Annotated in this window: 18 protein-coding genes; 7 read left to right on the top strand and 11 right to left on the bottom strand. The window is 63.1% G+C overall.

Translation table 11 applies throughout. The annotated features are described in order from the left end of the window. A partial coding sequence (locus NKH30_RS07330; protein ID WP_352994734.1) for a TOBE domain-containing protein occupies window positions 1-343 on the top strand: 343 nt, incomplete at its 5' end. Window positions 344-589: 246 nt separating this feature from the next. Continuing rightward, complete coding sequence (locus NKH30_RS07325) at window positions 590-871, top strand: hypothetical protein (protein ID WP_352474067.1); 282 nt, start codon at window positions 590-592, stop codon at window positions 869-871. Window positions 872-883: 12 nt separating this feature from the next. On the opposite strand, the gene NKH30_RS07320 is transcribed toward NKH30_RS07325, so the two are convergent. Next, complete coding sequence (locus NKH30_RS07320; RefSeq protein WP_352474069.1) at window positions 884-1,864, bottom strand: AraC family transcriptional regulator; 981 nt, start codon at window positions 1,862-1,864, stop codon at window positions 884-886. 91 nt (window positions 1,865-1,955) lie between these two features. Between NKH30_RS07320 and NKH30_RS07315 the strand changes: the two genes are divergently transcribed. Continuing rightward, on the top strand, window positions 1,956-3,179 hold the full coding sequence (locus NKH30_RS07315) for an MFS transporter (protein ID WP_352502601.1): 1,224 nt from the start codon (window positions 1,956-1,958) through the stop codon (window positions 3,177-3,179). Here NKH30_RS07315 and NKH30_RS07310 read toward each other — a convergent pair. Further along, a complete protein-coding gene (locus NKH30_RS07310; RefSeq protein ID WP_023675184.1) occupies window positions 3,176-3,523 on the bottom strand; it encodes a GFA family protein in 348 nt (115 codons plus the stop codon). The genes NKH30_RS07315 and NKH30_RS07310 overlap by 4 nt on opposite strands. A gap of 120 nt (window positions 3,524-3,643) precedes the next feature. Between NKH30_RS07310 and NKH30_RS07305 the strand changes: the two genes are divergently transcribed. Next, on the top strand, window positions 3,644-4,939 hold the full coding sequence (locus tag NKH30_RS07305; protein WP_352502602.1) for an amidase: 1,296 nt from the start codon (window positions 3,644-3,646) through the stop codon (window positions 4,937-4,939). A gap of 14 nt (window positions 4,940-4,953) precedes the next feature. Here NKH30_RS07305 and NKH30_RS07300 read toward each other — a convergent pair whose 3' ends face one another. Genes NKH30_RS07300 through NKH30_RS07280 form a run of 5 tightly spaced genes read right to left on the bottom strand, consistent with a single transcriptional unit; the run spans window position 4,954 to window position 9,192 of the window. Then, window positions 4,954-5,337, bottom strand: a complete 384-nt coding sequence (locus tag NKH30_RS07300; RefSeq protein WP_352474072.1) for a hypothetical protein — start codon at window positions 5,335-5,337, stop codon at window positions 4,954-4,956. 42 nt (window positions 5,338-5,379) lie between these two features. After that, entirely contained in the window at window positions 5,380-6,360 is a 981-nt protein-coding gene (locus NKH30_RS07295) for a hydroxyacid dehydrogenase (RefSeq protein WP_352767878.1), read from the bottom strand. Between the two features lies 1 nt (window position 6,361). Beyond that, window positions 6,362-7,078 carry a FadR/GntR family transcriptional regulator gene (locus NKH30_RS07290; RefSeq protein WP_292661187.1) on the bottom strand — a complete coding sequence of 239 codons (717 nt, stop codon included), beginning with the start codon at window positions 7,076-7,078 and terminating at the stop codon, window positions 6,362-6,364. Between the two features lies 1 nt (window position 7,079). Next, entirely contained in the window at window positions 7,080-8,249 is a 1,170-nt protein-coding gene (locus tag NKH30_RS07285; protein ID WP_352474076.1) for a mandelate racemase/muconate lactonizing enzyme family protein, read from the bottom strand. 55 nt (window positions 8,250-8,304) lie between these two features. Then, the gene (locus NKH30_RS07280; RefSeq protein WP_352448392.1) at window positions 8,305-9,192 is read right to left on the bottom strand and encodes a sugar phosphate isomerase/epimerase family protein; all 888 of its coding nucleotides are present in this window, start codon (window positions 9,190-9,192) and stop codon (window positions 8,305-8,307) included. Window positions 9,193-9,584: 392 nt separating this feature from the next. Here NKH30_RS07280 and NKH30_RS07275 point away from each other — a divergent pair, with 392 nt between their 5' ends. The 3 genes from NKH30_RS07275 to NKH30_RS07265 all read left to right on the top strand — a co-directional run bounded on the left by NKH30_RS07275 (window position 9,585) and on the right by NKH30_RS07265 (window position 13,063). Then, window positions 9,585-10,640, top strand: a complete 1,056-nt coding sequence (locus NKH30_RS07275) for a sugar phosphate isomerase/epimerase family protein (protein WP_352474077.1) — start codon at window positions 9,585-9,587, stop codon at window positions 10,638-10,640. 156 nt (window positions 10,641-10,796) lie between these two features. Continuing rightward, complete coding sequence (locus NKH30_RS07270; protein ID WP_352474078.1) at window positions 10,797-11,984, top strand: Gfo/Idh/MocA family protein; 1,188 nt, start codon at window positions 10,797-10,799, stop codon at window positions 11,982-11,984. A 227-nt stretch (window positions 11,985-12,211) separates the two neighbouring features. Then, window positions 12,212-13,063: a sugar phosphate isomerase/epimerase family protein gene (locus NKH30_RS07265; protein ID WP_352474079.1), complete on the top strand. Its 852-nt coding sequence runs from the start codon at window positions 12,212-12,214 to the stop codon at window positions 13,061-13,063. Between the two features lie 24 nt (window positions 13,064-13,087). On the opposite strand, the gene phnE (NKH30_RS07260) is transcribed toward NKH30_RS07265, so the two are convergent. The 4 genes from phnE (NKH30_RS07260) to phnC form a co-directional block, all read right to left on the bottom strand. Then, complete coding sequence (gene phnE, locus NKH30_RS07260; protein WP_352474081.1) at window positions 13,088-14,455, bottom strand: phosphonate ABC transporter, permease protein PhnE; 1,368 nt, start codon at window positions 14,453-14,455, stop codon at window positions 13,088-13,090. Window positions 14,456-14,522: 67 nt separating this feature from the next. After that, window positions 14,523-15,479, bottom strand: a complete 957-nt coding sequence (gene phnE, locus NKH30_RS07255; protein WP_352474083.1) for a phosphonate ABC transporter, permease protein PhnE — start codon at window positions 15,477-15,479, stop codon at window positions 14,523-14,525. 159 nt (window positions 15,480-15,638) lie between these two features. Further along, the gene (phnD, locus tag NKH30_RS07250; protein WP_352474085.1) at window positions 15,639-16,547 is read right to left on the bottom strand and encodes a phosphonate ABC transporter substrate-binding protein; all 909 of its coding nucleotides are present in this window, start codon (window positions 16,545-16,547) and stop codon (window positions 15,639-15,641) included. Between the two features lie 90 nt (window positions 16,548-16,637). Next, window positions 16,638-17,486 carry a phosphonate ABC transporter ATP-binding protein gene (gene phnC, locus NKH30_RS07245; protein ID WP_352474086.1) on the bottom strand — a complete coding sequence of 283 codons (849 nt, stop codon included), beginning with the start codon at window positions 17,484-17,486 and terminating at the stop codon, window positions 16,638-16,640. Window positions 17,487-17,650: the final 164 nt, after the last annotated feature.

Below are 17,650 nucleotides of genomic sequence, written 5' to 3'. Positions count from 1 at the left end.
CCCCCCCCCCCCCCCCCCCCCCCCCCCCCCCCCCCCCCCCCCCCCCCCCCCCCCCCCCCAAAAGACGGGCGCGGCGACCGACGGTCGCCCGCTCGTCTTCGGAATTCGCCCTGAAGACGTCTATCTCGAGACCGGCGCGCCGGTCGAGGCGCGGGTCCACGATGTCGAGAACCATGGCGTCGAAAAGATCCTGACGCTGCGGGTCGGCGACACCATGCTGCGCGCCACCGTGCCGGCCAGGACCGACGTGCAGATAGAGCAGCCGGTGCGCTTTGCCTGGAACCCGGACAAGGTGGTGCTGTTCGACAAGGGCAGCGGAATAAGCCTGCGTCACGCCGGCTAAGTACAAGCCTCTTTGCTGCAGCTAGAACGGATACGTTCAAATCGAGCCGTGCATACCGCTCTAAACCATGTGTTTTAGCCGCATTTGTGCGACGTCGAGTGATTCCCTTGGCTGCTAAATGCTCGAGTCTTCCCGTCATCCCCCATACGGGGGATGCGGATGCTCCGATTTGTCGAATAGGCTGATCCTTTGGTCCCAAACGGGCTTTGCAAGCCCAATTTGGAGGCCCAAAACGGAGGGTTGGCTATGGGAACTCTATTTCGCGGTTTTGCGACGATCCTACTCGTCGCCGGTATGGGATTGTCGGCGGCGCATCTGGGCGAGGCGCAGGCAGCCAAGAAAGTTGTCGCCGGCGCGAAGGTCGACGCCAAGAAGATCAAGGATCTCAACGGCACGGTCAATCTGTCCACCAGCGACTGCAAGCTGTTGTTGAGCGGCACCGTCGTGGAAGTCTCGGATGGCAGGTGCGGGGCTTCCGGTAAATATTGCAAGAGCAGCGCCGGCTCGGCCTGCATCACCGAGCAATAACCCGGCCAACGTTTAGCCGGCCTGGCGGATATCAGCCTGTTCCTCGGCCCGGAAATGGCTAGGCGGCGATCCGATGACCCGTTTGAAGGCGCGGCTGAAGGAGGCGTCCGATTCGTAGCCGAGACGAGCCGCGACGACGGAAATCTTGAGCCGGTCGCGGACCAGCCATTGCCTCGCCTGGTGCATCCGCACCTGCGTGACGTACTTTGCCGGTGTTTCGCCGACAATGGTTGCGAAGCGCTCCGCGAAACCTGATCGCGAGGCACCCATCATCTTCGCCAGAGCTTCCACCGTCCAGTCGCGGTTCGGTTCCAGATGGATCGCGGCCAGCACCCGCCCGATCTCGCGGTCCCTGACCGCCGCAATCCATCCGGAAGAGTCGCCGCAGCCGCGCTCGACCCATGAGCGGATGACGGTCGCGGCGAGCACATCGGCCAGCCGCGCCAGGATGCCGCCGGAGCCGACGCGCTCCATCGTCACCTCGCGGGCCATCGCTTCCAGCAAATGCGGGATACCTGGCTCATAGGCCTCCAACTCATGTGCGCGCATCACGTCCGGCATCATGCCGAGCAAGGGGTGCAAGCCATCGAGATTGAAATACATGCTGCCGAAAAACAGCAAGGTCCCCGGACGGCAGCCGGGCATGCCGTCATTCGACATGCAATAGACACCCTTGCAGATTTCCTCGACCTCATAGCCGTGGATCGGCGCCGCCTCGGTACCCGGCTCGCTCGCCAGCGTGTGGGCTGAGCCGCGCGGCAACAATACCGCGTCGCCAGCCTTCAGTTCCACCCATTCGCCGGACGGCTGCAGCAACCAGCAGCCTTTGCGGCCGATGAAATGAAACCGTGCCGCCGCCTGAGCCGGAAAATGGATGCCCCAGGGTTCCTTCATCTCGCAACGGCCGTAATCGACGCCTTCGAGGCGCAATCCGCGCAATATGTCTGTCAGCGGATCACCGGTGACGGGGATTTTGGACGAACGGTCAAGCATAATGGTGTTTCTAGCATGGAAACTCCAGACAGTCACTCCCTATGTTGCACTGCAGCCAGATGCTGCGCTGCAACCAGATCGGAGATCCCTCATGACCGAACCCGCGACAGGCGTCATGGACGCCGTTCTCGACCCATCGGAAACCGGCGAACGATCCGAGCCCGCATGGGGGGCAGTGGTCTCCCTGGCGCTCGGAGTCTTCGGCCTGGTGACCGCGGAATTTCTGCCTGCCAGCCTGCTGACGCCGCTTGCGCAGGATCTCGGCATCACCGAAGGCGCCGCCGGGCAGGCGGTAACGGCAACCGCCGTCATTGGCGCGATTGCGGCGCCGACCATGGCCATTGTCACCAAGCGGCTGGACCGCAGGTTGGTCATGTGGGCGCTGACGGTGCTGCTTGTGCTGTCAAACCTGGTGGCCGCGTTTGCGTCCTCGCTTCCCGTTCTTCTGATTGCCCGCATCATGCTCGGGATCAGTCTTGGCGGCTTCTGGTCGATGTCGGCAGCCATGGCGATGCGGCTCGTTCCGATGCGGCTGATGCCGCGCGCCATGTCGATCATTCTCACCGGCGTTTCGGTGGCGACGGTCTGCGCGGCTCCGGTCGGCGCCTATGTCGGCGACATCTGGGGCTGGCGGACGGCGTTCATGATCGCCGCCGTGGTCGGAGCGCTGGCGCTGCTGGTGCAGGTGGCTACCATTCCGAAGCTGCCGCCTGCAGGTACGGCAGGTTTTCGCACGCTGCTGGAGGTGATGAAGCGGCCGATGATCAGGGTGGCACTGCTGGTGGTACTACTGGTCGCCTCGGGACATTTTGCCGGCTTCACCTATGTCCGCCCGTTTCTCGAGAAGGTGCCCGCGCTGGACATCGAGACGATCTCGCTTGTGCTGCTCGCCTACGGCATTGGTGGCTTCTTCGGCAATTTTGCCGGCGGCTTAATTGCCGAACGCAGCCTCAAGGCAGCCGTCAGCCTGGCGCCCCTGCTGATCGCGTTTTCGGCGCTCCTGCTGCTGGTGGTCGGAGGTTCACCCGTCGTGGCTGCAATAGCAGTGGCCAGCTGGGGCTTTGCCTTCGGCGCCGTCCCAGTCGGGCTGCAGACCTGGCTGGTGCGGGCCGCCCCCGATCAGGCGGAAAGCGCCGGTGGGCTCATGGTTATGACGTTCCAGGTCGCCATCGCGTTGGGCGCCGTCTTCGGCGGCCTGCTGGTCGACAATACCGGCGTTGCCACCGCCTTCGCCTATTGCGCGGCGGCGACGTTGCTTGCGGCACTGGCGGCGTTCTTCCTTGGCCCCAAACCGATCGACGACCCCAAGGCCTAAACGGAACGGCCGTCGAAGTCGAAGACCGGCACGGCGGCGACGTCCAACGCCTCGATGCAATTGATATTGATATAGGCACTTCGCCCGCTCCCTTCGCCGACATCCTCGGCGAAGGGGTGAATGCCGCAGCTGCGGCAGAAGCGGTGGGCGATGACATGGTTGCCGAAGCTGTAGCGGCCGAGATCATCGCCCCAGGCAAGCACCCGCATGCTCTCATGCGGAACTGCCCATAACAGTGCACCCTTGCGCGAGCAGATCGAGCAATTGCACCGAACGGCTCCGGTCAGCTCGCCTTCGACCTCGAACGCGACCTTGCCGCAGTGGCAGCTGCCTTGGTAGAGCATCGGGCCTTCCTCCTTCGGTTCGACAGGTGCAAATCCGACCGCGCCGGGCTATGTCTCCTGCGGCCAGTTTCTGGCTGCTACCTTAAGACGTTGCAAGCGCGCGGAGTCCGACACCGAAAAATGCAATCAGCCCGCGATCACCTCGAAGCAATTCTTTCGCCTCTTGCCGCTCGCGTCGACGATGAGAGGGTTTTCGTAAAGCTCTACCCGGAAGTCGCACGGGCGGCGGCGGACGCCACCGATGCGCGGCGAAAAGCCGGCGTCACGCTCGGGCCGCTCGATGGGGCGATCGTCTCGATCAAGGATCTGTTCGATGTCGCCGGCGAGCCGACCACGGCCGGCTCTCTGCTGCTCGCCAACGCAGCGCCGGCGCTGCGGGATGCCATTGTCGTGCAACAGTTGCGCCAGGCCGGTGCAATCATCCTCGGCAAGACCAACATGACCGAGTTCGCCTTTACTGCAATCGGCGTCAATCCACATTATGGCACGCCCGGCAATGCTAGCGATGCCAGCCGTATTCCGGGCGGCTCCTCCTCAGGCGCCGGCGTTTCGGTGGGCGAAGGCACCAGCGAAATCTCCATCGGTTCCGATACCGGTGGTTCGGTGCGCATTCCGGCATCGCTGAATGGCGTCGTCGGTTTCAAGCCGACTGCGCGGCGCGTGCCGCTTGCGGGTGCGTTTCCGCTGTCAGCCACGCTGGACTCGATCGGTCCGCTGGCCCGCACCGTCGCCGAATGTGCGGCGGCCGATGCAGTGATGTCGGGCGAAAACCTGGCGGCACTGTTGCCGCTGCCGCTGGACGGCCTGCGCATCGGTATTGCGCGCGGCGTGCTGTTCGATGATACGCAGGAAGAGGTCGCGACGACGTTCGACCGGTGTCTGCGCAAGATAGAGCTTAGCGGCTCACGGCTTGTGGAGCTGTCGATCGACGACCTGCTTGCCGATCTGCGCGTGGCAACCCAACGCGCGTCGATCGCGGCGATGGAAGGGGCGGAGATCCATGCCGACTGGCTGGCGGCGGGAGCGACGAGGCCGGTCGACCCGCGGGTAAGCGGGCCATTGTCGCGCGCCGCCGCCATTCCGGCCACGGTTTATATCAGGGCAATGCGCCGCCGCACGGCGCTGGCCGCCGCGATGGATGACCGGCTGGCGTCGGTCGACGTGCTGGCCCTGCCGACCACACCGGTGACGGCGCCGACGATCGTGTCGATGACCAGCGACGAGGCGCTGTGCAACAGGATGGAAGGCCTTCTGCTGCGCAACACGCAGGTCGCCAACCAGTTCGATCTATCAGCCATCTCGCTGCCGATGCCCGGAATGACGCGTCCGGCCGGGCTGATGCTGGTGGCGCGCAATGGCCATGACCACCACCTGCTGCGCATCGCAGCCGGCGTGGAGGAGCTGCTTGCAAATTGATCGGATAGCGCGTGTCAGCGCGACGAGCAGTGGCCGCGTTCGCTGTCCTTGGCGGCGCGTTCGATGCTGGTGGCGACCAGCCAAGGCAGGGTGTACCGCTTGCCGTTGAAGGTCCGGGTACGGTTCTCGATCGAGCCGACAACAACGACCTTGCCGGCATAGAGCTTGTCTGAAAGATCGAGCGCCTTGTCTTGTTGCGGCAGGCGATCGATGTCGATTGAAACGCCTTTGATGAGCTTCCCAGCAGCAAGGTCGAGTGCGCTGTTCGATGGACAGGGCGCCGCCAGGCAGCGTATGCCGTTGTCGCAGAACACGTAGCTGCCCTGTTCGTTGGCGAAGGCTTGCGCCGTCGCCACGCAGAAGCCGGCGGTCAGCAGAAATTTTGTGACGCTTGCCATGCCGGCACCATCGCCGGCGAATTCGGGAAAATTGGGGCGCTTTCAGAAATCGGCAGGGAACCGCCGCCGGTAGTGCTCGACCACTTCGGGGTTGCGCAGATTGACCGGCAATCTGTTGGCCAGCACCAGCAAGGCTTCGCCAGCCGCGCCGACGCCCATGCGCATCATCGACTGCTCGGTAATCCCAGCCATGTGCGGGGTGACGATGACGTTGTCGAAGCCAAAATAAGGATGGTTGGGCGGTAGCGGTTGTGTAGCAAAAACATCGAGCGCAGCGCCGCCGATGCGCCCCTTCTGCAAGGCCTCGATCAGCGCGTCGTCATCGATCACCGGCCCGCGCGAAACATTGATCAGCAGCGCATCCGGCTTCATCCGCGCAATGCGCTCGCGGCTGATCAGCCCCCGTGTTTCGGGCGTCAGCGGGCAGCACAGAATGATGATGTCGCTCTGCTCGATGAGTGCATCGATCGACAGGAAGCCGACCCTGTCCGGCGCCGGCCGCATGCTGCGCGTCGTCGCCACCACATTCAGATCGAACCCATGGGCGGCGATGTGGCCAACCGCCTGACCGATCGCGCCGAGGCCGACAATGCCGATCGTCTTGCCCGCTAGCTCGCTGGCTACCACCGTGTGTTCGCGGCCCGCCAGCCAGCCCTTCGCACGCAAGTCGCGGTCCAACACACGGAAGCGCCTAAGCAGCGCCAGCGCCGCGAACATCACATATTCGGCGACAGATCGCGCGTTCACCCCCGGCACATTCGCCACCAGCACGCCGGCCGCATTGGCCGCTTCCATCGGTACCATGTCCAGCCCGGCGCCGTGGCGGATCGCGGCCCTGAGCTTCTTCGCGCCTTCGAAAAGCGCCGCAGGCAAGGGAGCGCGAACGATGATGACATCGGCGTTCCTTGCCTCGGCGGCCAGCGTGGCCGCATCGAGGGCGGAAGCAACGACGAGTTCGCCGGCCCCGGTCAGCATGGAAGCGGCACGAGGGTGCAGTCTGTGTGTTGACAGGATCTTGGGCATTTCAGGCCTTTTCGAGCGCAGGGCTTTCCGGTTCCGCCCCCCGCCCCTCGATCAGCCCCTTCCAGTAGCTTTCCGCGCCTTGCAGGTGGGCGCTCATCAGCGCCTGGGCGAGATTGCCGTCGCGGCGCAGCAGCGCCTCGTAGATCTGGATATGCTCGGCATGGGAGCGCACGCTGCGTTCGGGATCGTTGAAATAGATCGGCAGGCGCAGTTCACCCATCATGTAGTAGACGCTGCAGATATTGTGGAAGACGCTGTTCTTGGTCGCCCGCACGATCTCGAGGTGGAACTCGCGGTCTTCCCGGGCAAGCCCTTCACCGGCGGCGATGCGATCCTCGGAGGCCTTCAGGATCTCGCGCAGCCGCTCGAAATTCTCCTCGGTGGCGCGTGAACAGGCAAGTTCGGCGGCCTTGATCTCGTGGATCTTGCGCAACTCGACCGTCTCGTAGATCTGGACGGGATCGAGCGGCAGGCCGGCGCGGGCGAACAGCGCCATCGCCTCGACGCTCGCCTGCTTCGTATCGATGTAGATCCCGGATTTCGCCCGTCGCTCGACGATGCGCATGGCCTCGAGAATGGCCAGCGCCTCGCGGATCTGGCCGCGGCTGACGCTGAAATGCTCTGCCAGTTCGCGCTCCGACGGCGTGCGGCCCGTCTCCTTGTCCGAATGGGAGAACAGATAGGCGGCGAGTTCCGCGAGAAGGTTCTTTTCTTTCATGTCAGCCGTGTTGCGCGTGCGCCTCCAGGAACCGCTCCGAAATGGTGAATCCCAGCCCGGGTCTATCAGGGATCGCTACCATACCGTCCTTTGCTTCGACAGTCTCTTCGATCAGATCGTGGATCATCGGGTTGGCGCCGAGCGAATATTCGACGGTGAAGCTCGCCGGTGAAGCAGCGCAGACATGCAGCCCGGCAAAGAAGCAGGGCGCGCCGGCCCAAAGATGCGGCGCAAAGCGCAGATTGAAGGCGCTGGCGATGGTGCCGATCTTCATCGCCTCGCTGATGCCACCGCAAAAGGCCGGATCCGGCTGGAAGATATCGGCGGATTTGAGCACGGCGAGGTCGCGGAAGGCATAGCGCGTCGCCTCGCTTTCGCCGGTGGCGATCGGGATCGAACCGCAGGCGCGCACCTCGGCCATGCCGGGCTTGTCGTCGGCGATCACCGGCTCCTCGAACCAGGCGAGATCGAGGTCGCCGGCGAGATGGATAAAGCGCTTGGCTTCGGCCACCGTGTAGGTGCCGTGCGCGTCGACCATCAGGTCGATATCGGGACCGAGCGCCCGTCTGGCGGCACGGACGCGAGCGGCCGAGATATGTGGGGCGCCGTCCATGGCGCCGACGCGCATCTTCAGCGCCTTGAAACCGCCCTTGGCGATGTAGGACTGCAGCTGGTCGCCGATGGCTTCCGCAGTGGCCCAGCCGCCGGAAGCATAGGCCGGCATGCGGTCCAGCTTGCGGCCGCCGAGCAGCCGCCAGACCGGAACGCCGAGCGATTTGCCAAGAATGTCCCACAATGCGATGTCGACGGCGCTGATAGCCGCGATGCTCATGCCGCGTCGCGCCAATTGCGGCATGGCGTGGCCGGCGCGAGCGGCGCTGTCGTGGCGCGTGCCATTATAGAGCATCTCCCAGATGACGCCGATGTCAGCCGGGTCGCGGCCGACCAGCTGCGGGCCGACCTCGTAGTTCAGCAAATGGACAAGGGCGCCGTAGCTGCCGGCGCTGCCGGCGGCATTCTTGCCCTCGCCCCAGCCGACCAGCCCGTCGTCGGTCTCGATGCGCAGGATGGCGGCGTCGAACGTCGCCACCTGACCGAAGTCGCTGCGGTGCTGCTTCGCGGCTTCGATCGGTATGCGGACCCACCAGGCTTGGACCGTCTTGATGCGCATGTTCATCCTCGGCCCGGCCGCGGTGAGGCGGAAGGGCTCTTTCCAAACGGCTCGGCTACTTGATCAGCGGCAGCAGCGTTTCCGCGTTGATGCGCATCTGGTCGGTGTAGAATTTCTCCGTGAGCACGCTGGAGCCGTGGTCCTGAATGAATTTCAGCTGCTCCGGCGAGATGTCGACGGGGTTGCGTTCGACCATGTCGGGATAGGGGGCAGCCGGCGTGCGGTCGACGGGGGCGACGAATTCATTGGTCAGCGCGCCGTCATAGCCGATCTCCTTCAGCGTGCCGACGATCTTCGGCCAGTCGATCTGCCCGAGGCCGGCGGCGAAGCGGTTGTTGTCGGCGACATGGAAGTCGTACAGGCGCTTGCCGACCTGCCGGATGGCGTCGTAGACGTTAAATTCTTCCATGTGGATGTGGTAGGCGTCGAGGCAGACGCCGCATTCGGGGCTGACCGCATCGGCCAGCGCCAGTGCCTGGGCGCCGCGGTTGAACAGATAGGTCTCGAAGCGGTTGAGTGGCTCGACCGCGATCTTGACGCCGACCTTCTTGGCGTGGGTGAAGCATTCCCGGGTGGCGTCGACCACCCATTTCCACTCCTCTTCCTCGGTGCCGTCCGGCACCACCTTGCCGACGGTGGCCGGAACCAGCGTGATGATCTCGCCATCAAGTTCGCTGACCATGGTCAGCACGTCCTTGACATACTGCACCGAGCGCTCGCGTTGGCCCTGGTCCTTGGCGGCGAGATTTCGCTCGCCCAGCATCAGCGTCACCGCTCCCCAGCAGCGAATGCCGTACTCGTTCAACAGTGCGCGCGTCTCCTTGGGCTTGTACTGATCGGGTTCGCCGGAGATCTCGATCGACTCGTAGCCGAATTTCTTGATGCGCTTGAGCGTCGTTTCCAGCGGCTCCGCCCGCATCCAATTGTGCGTCGAAAGATGCATGGTCTATCCTTCCCAGAATCGCCTGTACCAGTTCGCCTGCGGCGCACTCTGCCGAAGCGTGCCGCATGATTCTTCCCCAAGGCGTCCCAGCATTTTTTGCAAACTGGTTCGACCAATTGGGCCTGATGGGAGGTCTACAGTAATTTCATCTGGACGGCAAGAAGTGCTGCCATCAAGCGTTGGCTCCTGTCTATGCTATTGATTATACTTAAACATGTGGCCTAACTCGGCATGGTTGCAGGACCGCGGCAGCGCGTCAAATGGCTTGACCAGATTTCGGCATTTGGTAATACCAGAATAGCGGCGCTGAGCGCGCTGTGCAAAGAGACCAAAGACGCTGGCCCTGTTTTCAATCGGCGCTATGCTTGGTCGTGAAACGTAGGGAGATGCCGATGCCGACGACGATGAAGGGGCCTGGTCTGTTCCTGGCGCAGTTTGCGGGCGACGCCGCGCCGTTCAATTCGCTGGCCTCGATCACCAAATGGGCGGCTGGTCTGGGCTACAAGGGCGTGCAGATCCCGACATGGGACGCCCGATTGTTCGATCTCGAGAAGGCAGCCTCCTCCAAGGCCTATTGCGACAAGGTGAAGGGCATCTGCGCCGATGCCGGCGTCGAGATCACCGAACTGTCGACGCATCTGCAGGGGCAACTGGTGGCGGTGCATCCCGCCTATGACGCGCAGTTCGACGGCTTCGCGCCGGCTGCGGTGCACAACAATCCAAAAGCCAGGCAGCAATGGGCGGTCGAACAGATGAAGTTCGCCGCCAAGGCGTCGAAGAATCTCGGGCTCAAGGCGTCGGTGTCGTTTTGCGGCGCGTTGGCCTTCCCATACCTCTACCCCTGGCCGCAGCGGCCGGCGGGATTGATCGAGGAAGCGTTTGCCGAACTCGGCAAGCGCTGGAAGCCGATCCTCGACGTTTATGACGAGAACGGCGTCGATGTCGGCTACGAAATCCATCCAGGCGAGGACGTGTTCGACGGCGCGACATTCGAGATGTTCCTCGATGCGGTCGGCGGCCATAAGCGCTGCAACATCAACTACGACCCGTCGCACTTCCTGCTGCAGCAGCTCGACTATCTCGAATTCATCGACATCTACCACGAGCGGATCAAGGCGTTCCACGTCAAGGATGCCGAGTTCAATCCGACCGGGCGGCAAGGTGTCTATTCCGGTTACCAGAGCTGGACCAACCGTGCCGGGCGTTTCCGCTCGCTCGGTGACGGGCAGGTGGATTTCAGCGGCATCTTCTCCAAGCTCACCCAATACAATTACGATTCATGGGCGGTGCTGGAATGGGAATGCTGCCTCAAGCACCCGGAGGATGGTGCGGCCGAAGGCGCTCCCTTCATCCAGCACCACATCATCAGGGTGACGGAAAAAGCATTCGACGACTTCGCCGGCGGCACGACCGATAAAAAGGTGCTGCGCGGCATGATGGGGATCTAGCACAGATATCCCTCCCCCTCGAGGGGAGGGTCGATCCTCGCAGCGGATCGGGGTGGGGTCGCCGGGCGTAGAGCTCGGCATGAACCAACCCCACCCGGCCGTGCGGGCCACCTTCCCCTCAAGCGGAGGGGTATTTCAGTGACGAGGGAGAAAATCATGGTTGGCGCATCGAAGACGGAAACGGGAGGCGGTCCGATCCGCTACGGCATGGTTGGCGGCGGACAAGGCGCCTTTATCGGCGCGGTGCACCGCATCGCGGCGCGCATTGATAACGAGTTCGTGCTGGTTGCCGGGGCCCTCTCGTCGAATCCGGAGCGCGCCAAGGCCTCGGCGGCCGAGCTTGGGCTCGATCCGGCACGCAGCTACGGCTCCTATGCCGAGATGGCCAAGGCGGAGGCCAAGCGGCCGGATGGCATCGAGGCGGTGGCCATCGTCACGCCGAACAACGTGCACGTGCCGGCAGCCAAGGCTTTTCTCGAGGCCGGCATCCATGTCATCTGCGACAAGCCGCTGGCGACGTCGCTGGCCGAGGCGAAGAGGTTGGCCGCGCTGGTCGAGAAGACCGGCAAGGTGTTCGTGCTGACGCATAACTACACCGCCTATCCGATGGTGCGGCAGGCACGCGAGATGGTGGCCAAGGGACTGCTCGGCGATATCCGCATCGTGCAGTCGGAATATCCGCAGGACTGGCTGACCGAAGACCTGGCCGCCACCGGCCAGAAGCAGGCAGCGTGGCGCTCTGACCCGAAGCAGGCGGGTGCCGGCGGTGCGCTGGGCGATATCGGCACGCATGCCTACAACCTTGCCCGTTTCGTCTCCGGGCTGGAGCTCGATTCGTTGTCGGCCGATCTCGATGCCTTCGTGCCGGGGAGGCTGCTCGACGACAACATCAATGTGCTGCTGCGCTTCAAGCCGGTCGGCGGGTCGCACCCGGCCAAGGGAATGATCTGGGCAAGCCAGGTGGCGCCCGGCCACGAGAACGGGTTGAAATTGCGCATCTACGGCTCGAAGGGCGGCCTCGAATGGATGCAGGCCGACCCGAACTATCTCTGGTACACGCCGTTCGGCCAGCCGAAGCAGTTGATTACCCGTAATGGCGCCGGCGCGCTCCCCGTCGCCGGGCGCGTCAGCCGCGTTCCGCCAGGGCATCCGGAAGGCTATCTCGAAGGTTTCGCCAACATCTATCAGGAAGCCGCGCGGGCTATTCGTGCAGCGCGCCGGAAGGGCGGGAAGCCGGCCAAGGATGTCGTCTTCCCGACCGTGCAGGACGGCGTCGAGGGCATGGCCTTCATCGAGGCCTGCGTGAAGTCGTCGAAGAAGAACGGAGCGTGGACGAAGCTTTAATCGCTGCGCCCGGTTAATGGGAAGTCCCCGTCACCCGGATTGCCAGCCGAATTGCAAGGCAATTCGGGGCAATCCGACCTTTCCTCGTGGGGAGAGGAGATCGTTGGCGCTGGCGTTCACCTCTTTTCCCCGGCGGGGAGAAGGTGGCCACGAAGCGGCCGGATGAGGGGGCTTGTGGCGAAGTCGCCGGAGGAGCAAGCCCGGCCGTAAAAAGGGGAGGGGCGTCGATGAAAATCGGCATGTGCATGTTGTTGTGGACGACCAGTGTCTCGAAAAAACACGAGCCGTTGTTGAGGGACATCAAGGCGACCGGCTTCGACGGCGTCGAGATACCGGTCTTCTCCGGCACGCCGGACAACTACAGGAAACTCGGCGAGCTGCTCGACCGTATCGGGCTGCAACGCACCGCCGTCTCGGCGATGGGCGATCCGGCGATGAATTTGATCTCGCCGGATGCCTCGACGCGCAAGGCCGGTATCGACTACATGAAATCGGCGATCGACTGCGCTCAGGCGCTTGGCGCGAACACGTTGAGCGGCCCGCTCCATTCGACACTCGGGGTCTTCTCCGGCAGCGGGCCGACGGCGGCCGAGAAAAAACGTTCGGTCGCTTCGCAGCGCGTCATCGGTGACCATGCCGGCAACAAGGGTGTCACCATCGGACTGGAGGCGCTCAACCGCTTCGAATGCTATCTGCTCAACACGATGGACGATTTGTCGGCGCATATCGACACGATCGACCGGCCGCACATCAAGGCGATGTACGACACGTTCCATGCCAACATCGAAGAGGCTGACCCGATCGGGGCCTATACGCGCAACCGCAAGAACATCGTCCATATCCACATTTCGGAGAACGATCGCGGCGTGCCGGGCCGCGGGCACGTCCCTTGGAAAGAGACGTTCTCTGCCATCCGCAAGAGCGGTTATGACGATTGGCTGACGATCGAGGCGTTCGGCCGCTCGCTGAAGGATCTGGCCGCGGCCACCAAGGTGTGGCGCGACTTTTCCGAAGGCCCGGAAGCCGTCTACCGCGACGGCTACAGGCATATCAGGAATGGATGGAGGAAGGCGCCCTAACCGCACGCCTGCGCAACGCCTCTGTCAGCCCTGGCCGGCCTGGATCCGGTTGTAGTCGTGGATCGTCCTGCTCAAACGGCGGCGCAGGAAATTGGAAATGTTGTCGAAGATGAAAACGACGAGCAGGACCAAGAGCACCATGTAGAAGACATTGGCCCAGTTGGAATTGGTGCGCATCGCCTCCCAGAGCTTCAGGCCGATGCCACCGGCACCGACGGCGCCGATGATCGTCGCGCCCCTGGTGTTGGATTCCCACTGATAGAGTGTCTGGCTGATGAAGACCGGGATCACTTCCGGCAGCACGCCATAGCGCTGCACCAGCAAGCCGTTGGCGCCGGTCGACTGGATGCCCTCGCGTGGCTTGTCGTCGATGTTCTCGAGGCCCTCCGAATAGACTTTGCCGAGCGTGCCGATCTCGGTGAAGAAAATCGCGGCGCTGCCGGCCAGCGGGCCCGGACCGAAGGCGCGGGTGAAGAACAGCGCCCAGATCAGCATGTCGACCGAACGCATGAAATCGAAGAACCGCTTTAGCACCCGGCTAAGCAGGCCGCTCGGGGTGATGTTGCGGGCGGCGAAGAAGGCGAGCGGGAAGGCAACGATGCCGCCGAGCAAGGTGCCGAGAAACGCCATGACGATGGTCTGGAACAGCTTCGTCCAGACGTCGCCATGCTGCCATTGGGCGTTGTTCCAGATATTGTCGGCGGCCAGCGCAATGTTTGATGTGCCCGGCTTGAGCTGGGGTCCGGACATCAGCAACGAGACCACCTCGCCGGGCGACTTGCCGAAGAAGGGCGAGCGTGTGTCGAAGACGAAATTCGCCCAGCCGAGGAAGCGTTTGCGGACCTTGACGCGATCGACGGTTATGCGGACCTCGCCGGCAAAGCCCATCCTGGCGACGATCTCATCGTCATGCGCGGTGATCCACTCCGGCACCGGGCCGGATATTACCGGTTTGCCGCTGGCCAACGACATCGGCACCGCCTGGCCATTGGCGACAAGCGTCGCTTCGGCCTTGTCGAAGGTGACCGATTTGGCCCGGCCGTCGATCAGGACGGTGTAGGAGCCGTTGGCGTTGGTGATGACCCAATCGGGATGCGGGTCTTCGCCGAGCGCCGAAAAACGCGGATATCTGGGTGTGATCTGAGGCTGGTCGAGACGGAATTCCGGCTGCAGATCGTAGCTGATCCATTGCGTCAGGAAGAGCGGCAGGCGCTCCCAGTGCGATTCCCTCAGCACTTGCGGCAGGCTGAAGAACCACAAGGCGTAGAGGAGATAGAGCAGGATGCCGGTGAACAGGACCAGCGGGCCGAAGCGTTTGTACAAGGGCCGCCGGAACACTTGGGGGAAGCGCTCCTCGATCGACCGCATTTCATCGGCGGTCATTGCGGCCATGGGCAGTCTTCTTGTTGATTTGCCATGATCTTTTCCAAAAACGGGAATCCACTTTTTGGGATCATGGTCAGGCACCCATCATGAATGCCTGCTCGCCGACGAGCTTGCGGCGTAGCCAGGCGGAAAACTGGTCGACGAGGAAGATCGTCGTGAACAGCAGCAGCACCAATGCCAGCGTCTTGGCGCCGAAGCCGCGCGAGATGGAGAGCTTCAGTTCCTCGCCGATGCCGCCACCGCCGACCGCGCCGATAATGGTCGAGATACGCACATTGATCTCGATCCTGAGCAGCGTGTAGGACATGAAATTGGGCAGCACTTGCGGCAGGCCGGCAAAGCGCACGCGCTCGAACCAGTTGGCGCCGACCGCGCGCAGGCCTTCTTCGGCGCGCATGTCGATGTTTTCGTTGATCTCGTAGAAGAGCTTGCCGAGGGCGCCGATGGAATGCAGGCCGATGGCGATGATGGCTGCGACCGGGCCGGTCGAGAGGATGGCTGCGAACAGGCCGGCAATGACGATCTCGGGGAAGGCGCGAAGCAGTTCCATGAAGCGCTTGACAACGAGCCTGAGCATCGGACTGGGCGTCAAGTTGCGCGCGGCGATGAAGGAAAAGGGCACCGCAAAGACAAAGCCGATGAAAGTGGAAACCAGCGCCACGTTAAGCGTGGTGAGCATCAGCTCGAAATATTCGGGTAGATAAAAGCCGCCCCAGAGATAGACGCGGCCAAGCGGGAAGTTGAACTCTTGGCTGCCCTTGTCATGCGGCGATGCGATGTCGAACAGCGCCCGCCAGACGTCGTTCCAATCCTTGGGAACAAGCCAACTAAGGAAATCCAGTATGTGCGGCAGCCGGTCGAAGAAATGTCCGGCATTGGCCTCGTCGGCGAACCACATGGCTGTGCACATGGCGACAAGCAGTGAGCCGATGCCGAGCGCCGTGTAGAACCGGCGCAAGGACGTCTGGCGTCGCCAGGCGTCTGCTGCCTGCCGGACCGCGTCTGAACGAATTGTAGCGGCGAAGGTCATACGGGGTCACGAGCGGACACACAAAAAGGGCGGCGACCGCATCGGCCCGAAAGTCGACTTTCGGAAAGCACGATGCGGCATCTAAGTGTTAGAGCGTACTTTGTGCGTCCAAGTGGACGCACGTCGCTCTAATGGACGCCGTCCTTTTCGCAATTGTCGTCAGCCGCCGATCGCGGCTTTGCGGGCTTCGACGATGACGCTGTAGAAGTCCGGCTTCACCGGAACATAGCCGGTGAAATCGCCGCCTTCGATGGCCTCGAAGCAAGGCTTGTCCTTGGCCGGCAGGCCGGTGAAGAAGTTGGCGAGCTTGGCGCTCATGTCGCCGCCGAGTGCGGTGCGCACGACCAGCGGGCCGTTCGGGATCAAGCCGGAGCGCCAGACTTCAACGAAATCGTTGGGGTCCACGGCGCCCTTGGCGACTTCCTTGTGGAAGGTGCCGGAGGTGTAGCCGTTCTTGAAGTCGCCGATGCCCGAGGAGTCGTCAACCGCAACATCGACCTTGCCGTCGCGAACCGCGAGAAGGTTGTTCTCGTGGCCGCCATTGAACTGGGTCGAGGCGAAGAAGGTTTCGTTCGAAGCGCCGGTGTCCTTCGGGATCTGGGTCAGCGGGATCAGGTAGCCGGAGGTCGAATCCGGGTCGGCATAGCCGAGCTTCTTGCCCTTGGCCGACTTGATGTCGGTGATGCCGGACGACTTCAGCGCAAGGCCGATCGAATAATAGCCGGTCGCGCCGTCGGTCTGCTGGGTGGTGAGGATCGGGGTCACGGCGTTCGGATCCTTGAGGTAGACGCTGGCATAGCCCGACGCGCCAAGCTCTGCGAAATCGAGCGTGCCGCCGAGCAGGCCCTGGATAACGCCGTCATAGTCGGCGGCCGGGAACAGCGAGACCTTCTCGAAGCCGAATTCGGACTTCAGGTGATCGGCGAGGCACTGAAAGTTGCGCAGCCGGTCCGCTTCGTTTTCACCGCCAAGGATGCCGATGCGGAATTCCTTGATATCCTGGGCGTGAGCGGCGCTTGCCGCGATGGCGAGCAATGAAACGGCGCCAAAAACCATCTTCCTGAACATTATCTCTCTCCTGTTGGTCCCGGCCTCGCGCCGGTAGCGTTCGAATTTTTTGACAGGTGCCTTTGACGCGGGCGGGCGATCAGGCCGTTCTCAATATCCCGGGAATGCGGGCTCGAGCGGTCCGGCGGATGCAGCGATTTTCTGTTTGATGGCGACACTGGTGGAGGTGATGGCCTCGGAGATTTCGCCGCCATTGCTGTCGGCGCCGTAGACCATGCGCACGGCCTCGCGGTTGAGGGCTTCAGGCGGGCCGTCGAAGACGACCTTGCCGGCGGCCATGCCGATGATGCGGTTGCAGTAGGTGCGGGCCGTATCCAGCGTATGCAGATTTGTGATGACGGTGATGCCCTCGCGCAAATTGATATCCTGCAGCGAATCCATCACCACCTTGGCGTTGAGCGGATCGAGCGAGGCAATCGGCTCATCCGCCAGCAACACCTTCGGCTGCTGCATCATGGCGCGCGCAATCGCAACGCGCTGCTGCTGGCCGCCGGAAAGCGTGCCGGCCGGCTGCAGGGCGGTGCGGGCGATGTCGAGGCGCTCGAGGGCTGCAACCGCCTCGGCGCATTCACCGCGGGAGAACATGCCAAATAGGTTGGACACGGTCGAACGGTGATTGAGCCGGCCGAGCAGCACATTGGTCAGCACATCGAGGCGCGGCACCAGGTTGAACTGCTGGAAGATCATGGCGCAGTCGCGCTGCCATCGCCGGAGCGGTGAGCCGCGCAACCCGGAGACCTCGACGCCGTTGAACAGGATGGAGCCCTGGCTGGGATCGATGAGGCGGTTAATCATGCGCAGCAGCGTCGATTTGCCGGCGCCGGAGCGGCCAATGATGCCGACCATCTGGCCTTGCGGAATCGCGATGTGAACATTGCTGACGGCGGTGTTCTTGCCGAACCGGCGGGTGACGCCGCGGATTTCGAGCGTAGCTGACATGGTGCAGGCTCCAGTCCAATCGCAATTGAAGGTCTGTTTACCCTGGCTAGCGCAGCCGCATGAACCTGCGGTGTCGGAACGATGTCAGTTTTGTTACTGCCCACAGCCTGGAGCGGGGCGGGATCAACTCGGCGCGAGAAGCTCGAATGGTGAATGGTGATAAG

The sequence above is a fragment of the Mesorhizobium sp. M1273 genome, from assembly GCF_040318195.1.
Classification (GTDB): Bacteria; Pseudomonadota; Alphaproteobacteria; order Rhizobiales; family Rhizobiaceae; genus Mesorhizobium.
The sequence above is the reverse complement of the archived record's forward strand: the minus strand, read 5'-3'. Positions and strand labels throughout refer to the sequence as shown.